Source organism: Acinetobacter sp. YH16053, assembly GCF_013417035.1.
GTDB lineage: Bacteria > Pseudomonadota > Gammaproteobacteria > Pseudomonadales > Moraxellaceae > Acinetobacter > Acinetobacter towneri.
In genome coordinates, this window is sequence record NZ_VPEP01000049.1 from 1 (window position 1) to 5,528 (window position 5,528).

Genomic DNA, 5,528 nt, shown 5'->3' on the forward strand with positions numbered 1-5,528 from the left:
CCATCGAAACCTCGTGAATGTCGGTATCCTGTCTGGCAGGATACCGCTCATTTCCCTTGTTCAGTTCATCGCCGTCGCCGAGCATCTGAATTTTCGGCATGCGGCCAAGGCACTTGGTATCAGCCAGGTGATCGTTGTCCGGTGTGCGCTCCTGATCGGCGTTCGGCGTCTCGCGGTCGCGGTAGCAGTGCTGCAACGCAGCCGCCACCGTGCCCATGCTGTTGAGCTTCTTCGCCCTCATGATCGCAAACGCCATCCGTCCCCCGGCGCAACTGTCACGCCCCCGGCGTAACTGTCACGCCCCCCCGGCGTAACTGTCACGAACCCCCGGCGTAACTGTCACGCCCCTAAACCTGCAAACCCAGGAAGGGGGGGAGCTGGTGGGGTGTTGGAAAAATCCATCCATGATTATCCAAGAATAATCCACTAGGCGCGGTTAACAGCGCCCTAGTGGGGCACTGTTTGCCCTTGCTTAAAATGCCGGCCAGAGGCCGGATAACTTCTCTATCCGCTGCGCTAGGCTACACACCGGCCCCACCCGCTGCGCGGCAGGGGGAAAGGCGGGCAAAGCCCGCTAAACCCCATACCAAATCCCGCGGGAATACGCTGGAGCGATTTTAGCCGCTTTAGCGGCCTTTTCCCTACCCGAAGGGTGGGGGCGGTGTGCAGCCCCGAAGGGGCCATTCAGGGGCCATTCTGACCGCTTTGCGCTTGGCTATCCTTGCGGCTCCGGCTGACCATGCTCCTGTGGCTGCTGTTTCTGCTTGGGTGGAAGTCCGAACAGTGCCCGATCATGGTCGCGCTCTAGGTAGCTGTCCAACCCATCGAGCAGGCGCTGTTCTGGCCACTCGCCGTTTTCAACTTTGCCGAGTATCCATGCACCTACCAGCACTTTGCGCCGGGTGTTTTCCTTGCGCTTTTGCTGCTGCTCCCGTGCTCTGATCCGTTGGATCTCGGCGTTGATTCGTGCCCGTTGTTCTTCCAGCTTGGCGAGCCGTTCCGCTGTTTTTGCCATTTTGATAATCCTCTTGGTTATGTGCTTGTCATTATGCTATCATCGGAGCACAGACACCGCAAACCCCGACCGTCATTTTACGGGAGGGCGCACTTACCGGTTTCTCTTCAAGAAACTGCCCTGGGGGCACCCCTTCGGGGCTGTGCGCTCTCCGAGGGCCATTGCATGGAGCTAAACCCCTATGGCCATCTATCACCTTACGGCCAAGACCGGCAGCCGGAACGGCGGCCAATCGGCCAAGGCGAAAGCCGATTACATCCAGCGGGAGGGCCGTTACTCCCGCGACCGTGAAGAGGTGCTGCACACCCAGTCCGGCCACCTGCCCGAGTGGGCCGAGCGTCCCGCCGACTACTGGGACGGTGCCGACCTGTACGAGCGGGCCAACGGTCGCTTATTCAAAGAGATTGAGTTTGCCCTGCCGGTCGAACTGACCCTAGATCAGCAGCGGGAGCTGGTGGACGAATTCGCCCGGCATCTGACTGAGGGCGAGCGCCTGCCGTATACGCTGGCCATCCATGCCGGTAACGGTGAGAACCCCCATTGCCACTTGATGATCTCCGAGCGGAAGAACGACGGTATCGAGCGCCCGGCTGACCAGTGGTTTAAGCGGTACAACGGCAAACAGCCAGAGCGGGGCGGGGCGCAGAAGTCCGAGAGCCTGAAGCCCAAGGCATGGCTTGAGCAGACCCGCGAGGCATGGAGCCACTACGCCAACCGCGCCCTTGAACAGGCCGGGCACGAGGCCCGCATTGACCATCGCACCCTTGAGGCGCAGGGCATTGAGCGCTTGCCGGGCATCCATCTTGGCCCTAACGTGGTGGAGATGGAGAGCCGGGGCATCCGCACCGAGAGGGCCGATATCGCCCTAGCCATCGACACGGCCAACGGCCAGATCATCGACTTACAAGAATACCGGGAGGTTATCGAGCATGAGCGCGATAGACAGAGTGAGGAAATCCAGAGGGATCAACGAGTTAGCGGCAGAGATAGAGCCGCTGGCCCAGAGCATGGCGACACTGGCGGACGAAGCCCGGCAGCGGATCGCCGAGGTACAGCAGGCCAGCGAGGAGCAGGCCGCGAGCTGGACGAGCCAGCAACAGCAAGCCATGAGCGCATGGCGGCAGGCAGCAAAGGACATGAGGGCAGCCGCAGGGGAACTGGCCAAGGCCGGCCAGACGGCCCGGAGCGCCGCCCGTGGCTGGACATGGAGGTTGTGGGCCGGGGTCTTGATCGCTTCCGTGATGCCTATTCTGGCGCTGCTGATCGCATCATGGCTTTGGCTGGAGCCGCAAATCATCGAGCAACAGGGGAGCATATGGCTGATTTTCAAGCTCAAGTGAAAGGTGACCGCACCGCGCAAGCCATCGCCCGGCAGCTCAAGGCCATGGGCTGCGACCGGTACGACATCGGCATACGGGATGCCGCCAGCGGCAAGATGATGAACCGGGAATGGACACCGCAGGAAGTGCAGCAGAACGCCGCCTGGCTCAAGCGCATGAATGCCCAGGGCAACGATATTTACATTCGCCCCGCCGAGCAGGCCCGGCATGGTCTGGTGCTAGTTGACGACCTCAGCAGCGACGATCTGGACGCCATGAAGCAGGAGGGCCGGGAGCCTGCCGCCATCATCGAGACCAGCCTCAAGAATTATCAGGCATGGGTGAAGGTGGCTCAGGATGCCCCAGCAGATCATAGGGGCGTAATCGCCCGGAAGCTGGCCCGGGAGTATGACGCCGACCCGGCAAGCGCCGACAGCCGTCACTATGGCCGTCTGGCAGGCTTTACCAACCGCAAGGACAAGTACACCAGCCGCACCGGCTATCAGCCGTGGGTGCTGTGCCGGGAGTCCAGCGGCAAGAGTGCCACCGCAGGGCCGGAGCTGATGCAGCAGGCCGGGCAGGTGTTGGACAGCATCGAGCGCCGACAGGAACGGACGGCACGACTGGCCGAGATCACCGCCCCGCAGAGTGTGCGTCGGTATCGCCGCAGCGTCGTGGACGACTACCGCAGCGAAATGGCCGGGCTGGTCAAGCGGTACGGTGATGACCTCAGCAAGTGCGACTTCATCGCGGCCATGAAGCTGGCCAGCAAGGGCCGGGAGCCGGACGAGATCAGCAAGGCCATGGCCGAGGCTAGCCCCGCTATCATGGAGCGCAAGGCGGGCCATGAGGCCGATTACATCAAGCGTACGGTGCAGAAGGTGATGGAGCTTCCGCAGGTGCAGGAGGCCCGCGCCGAGCTGGCGAAGCAGACCCAGAAGCAGCGCAGCAAGGGGCCAGATTTAAGCATGTAATGCTTGTTTTGATAAAACAAAACTGCTATATTGTCAAAACAATTTGACTTTATAGTAGGATTAAAAAATGGATATAGGAAAGGCAAAAGAGTATTTTGGGCTTGGATTGATTCAGGGTGCCGTGGTGAGATCGTCAAGTGTTCTGCATAACGGGTGGACTATCGAGCTGAGCGGCAACATTGGCAGCGCACAACCTACCTTACACACCGCCAGAGGTGATGTGCGGCAGTTCAAGACACTGGATGCGGCGGCCAAGGTCGTGCGAGAAATTGGGCTGCGAGAGTGGCGTGTTATCACTGACTAGGCGGCGCATGGCGGGGATGCCCCGCCAGCGCCTGACCATCAACCGCCTGCAAAGGAGGCAAACCAATGGCTACTCATAAGCCTATCGATATTCTGGCGAGCTTCACAGAGTTACCGCCGCCGATTGACTACGTACTGCCCAACATGGTGGCCGGTACCGTGGGGGCGCTGGTGTCCCCCGGTGGGGCCGGCAAGTCCATGCTGGTTCTACAGCTGGCCGCACAGATCGCAGGCGGCCCCGACCTGCTGGACGTGGGAGAGCTGCCCACCGGCCCGGTGATCTACTTGCCCGCCGAAGACCCGCCCACCGCTATACATCACCGCCTGCACGCATTGGGGGCGCACCTGACCGACGAGCAACGGCAAGTCGTGGCTGACGGTCTGCTAATCCAGCCGCTGATCGGCAGCCTGCCCAATATCATGGCCCCGGAGTGGTTCGACGGCCTCAAGCGCGCCGCCGAGGGCCGCCGCCTGATGGTGTTGGATACGCTGCGTCGGTTCCATATCGAGGAAGAGAACGCCAGTGGCCCCATGGCGCAGGTGATTGGCCGCATGGAGGCCATCGCCGCCGATACCGGGTGTTCTATCGTGTTCCTGCACCATGCCAGCAAGGGCGCGGCCATGATGGGCGCAGGCGACCAGCAGCAGGCCAGCCGGGGATCGTCCGTGCTGGTGGATAACATCCGCTGGCAGTCCTACCTGTCCGGCATGACGGCCGCCGAGGCCGAGGAATGGGGCGTGGACGACTCACAGCGGCCCTATTTCGTCCGCTTTGGTGTCAGCAAGGCCAACTATGGGGTGCCGTTCAAAGACCGCTGGTTCAGGCGGCATGACGGCGGGGTGCTCAAACCCGCCGTGCTGGAAAAGCAGCGCAAAAGCAAGGGGGTGCGCCGTGGTGAAGCCTAAGAACAAGTACAGTCTCAGCCACGTCCGGCACGACCCGGCGCACTGTCTGGCTCCCGGCCTGTTCCGTGCCCTCAAGCGGGGCGAGCGCAAGCGCAGCAAGCTGGACGTGACGTATGACTACGGCGACGGCAAGCGGATCGAGTTCAAGGGGCCGGAGCCGCTGGGTGCTGATGATCTGCGCATCCTGCAAGGGCTGGTGGCAATGGCTGGGCCTAATGGCCTAGTGCTTAGCCCAGAACCCAAGACCGAAGGCGGGCAGCAGCTCCGGTTGTTCTTGGAACCCAAGTGGGAGGCCGTTACCGCTGATGCCATGGTGGTTAAGGGCAGCTATCGGGCGCTGGCCCGTGAAATCGGGTATGCAGAGGATGGCGGCAGCCAGTTCAAGGCAATCCGGGAGTGCATTGAGCGCCTGTGGACAGTCTCCATCATCGCCCAAAATGGCCGCAAGCGGCAGGGGTTCCGGCTGCTTGCCGAGTACGCCAGCGACGAGGCAGGCGGGCGTCTGTACGTGGCCCTGAACCCCTTAATTGCTCAGGCCGTCATGGGTGGTGGCCAGCATGTGCGCATCAGCATGGACGAGGTGCGAGCGCTGGACAGCGAAGCGGCCCGCCTGCTGCATCAGCGCCTGTGTGGCTGGATCGACCCCGGCAAGACCGGCAAGGCGGCCATAGATACCCTGTGCGGCTATGTCTGGCCGTCAGAGGCCAGTGGTTCGACCATGCGCAAGCGCCGCCAGCGGGTGCGCGAGGCGTTGCCGGAGCTGGTTGCGCTGGGCTGGACGGTAACCGAGTTCGCGGCGGGCAAGTACGACATCACCCGGCCCAAGGCGGCAGGCTGACCCCCTGTTTAACAGTCACGCCCCTCCCCCTCCGCACTGTCAGATTGCTACCAGCTCAAGACGCCGTACCGGGACGGCACCACGCACGTCATTTTCGAACCATTGGATTTCATTGCAAGGCTGGCCGCCCTGGTACCGAAGCCCAGAGTCAACCTAACCCGCTTCCACGGGGT

Annotated in this window: 5 protein-coding genes and 4 pseudogenes; 8 read left to right on the forward strand and 1 reads right to left on the reverse strand. The window is 62.2% G+C overall.

Going from position 1 to position 5,528, the window contains the following annotated elements:
* Window positions 1-127, forward strand: a pseudogene (locus FTV43_RS16200) (LysR family transcriptional regulator); the annotation flags it as partial.
* Window positions 128-715: 588 nt separating this feature from the next.
* On the opposite strand, the gene FTV43_RS14345 reads toward FTV43_RS16200, so the two are convergent.
* A complete protein-coding gene (locus FTV43_RS14345) occupies window positions 716-1,015 on the reverse strand; it encodes a hypothetical protein (protein WP_010904468.1) in 300 nt (99 codons plus the stop codon).
* Window positions 1,016-1,196: 181 nt separating this feature from the next.
* Here FTV43_RS14345 and FTV43_RS16075 point away from each other — a divergent pair.
* The 7 genes and pseudogenes from FTV43_RS16075 to FTV43_RS14370 form a co-directional block, all read left to right on the forward strand.
* Window positions 1,197-1,838, forward strand: a pseudogene (locus tag FTV43_RS16075) (MobA/MobL family protein); the annotation flags it as partial.
* A gap of 106 nt (window positions 1,839-1,944) precedes the next feature.
* Window positions 1,945-2,355: an IncQ-type mobilization protein MobB gene (locus FTV43_RS16080; protein ID WP_010895877.1), complete on the forward strand. Its 411-nt coding sequence runs from the start codon at window positions 1,945-1,947 to the stop codon at window positions 2,353-2,355.
* Between the two features lie 98 nt (window positions 2,356-2,453).
* Window positions 2,454-3,308 (forward strand): annotated as a pseudogene (locus FTV43_RS16085) (DNA-primase RepB domain-containing protein); the annotation flags it as partial.
* A gap of 67 nt (window positions 3,309-3,375) precedes the next feature.
* Window positions 3,376-3,612 carry a hypothetical protein gene (locus FTV43_RS14355; RefSeq protein ID WP_010895879.1) on the forward strand — a complete coding sequence of 79 codons (237 nt, stop codon included), beginning with the start codon at window positions 3,376-3,378 and terminating at the stop codon, window positions 3,610-3,612.
* Window positions 3,613-3,677: 65 nt separating this feature from the next.
* A complete protein-coding gene (locus tag FTV43_RS14360; protein WP_172688719.1) occupies window positions 3,678-4,517 on the forward strand; it encodes a helicase RepA family protein in 840 nt (279 codons plus the stop codon).
* Window positions 4,504-5,355 (forward strand): replication protein C, IncQ-type, encoded by an 852-nt coding sequence (repC, locus tag FTV43_RS14365; RefSeq protein WP_010895881.1) that lies wholly within the window; start codon window positions 4,504-4,506, stop codon window positions 5,353-5,355. The genes FTV43_RS14360 and repC overlap by 14 nt, the downstream gene beginning before the upstream one ends.
* 48 nt (window positions 5,356-5,403) lie before the next feature.
* A pseudogene (locus tag FTV43_RS14370) lies at window positions 5,404-5,528 on the forward strand (transposase); the annotation flags it as partial.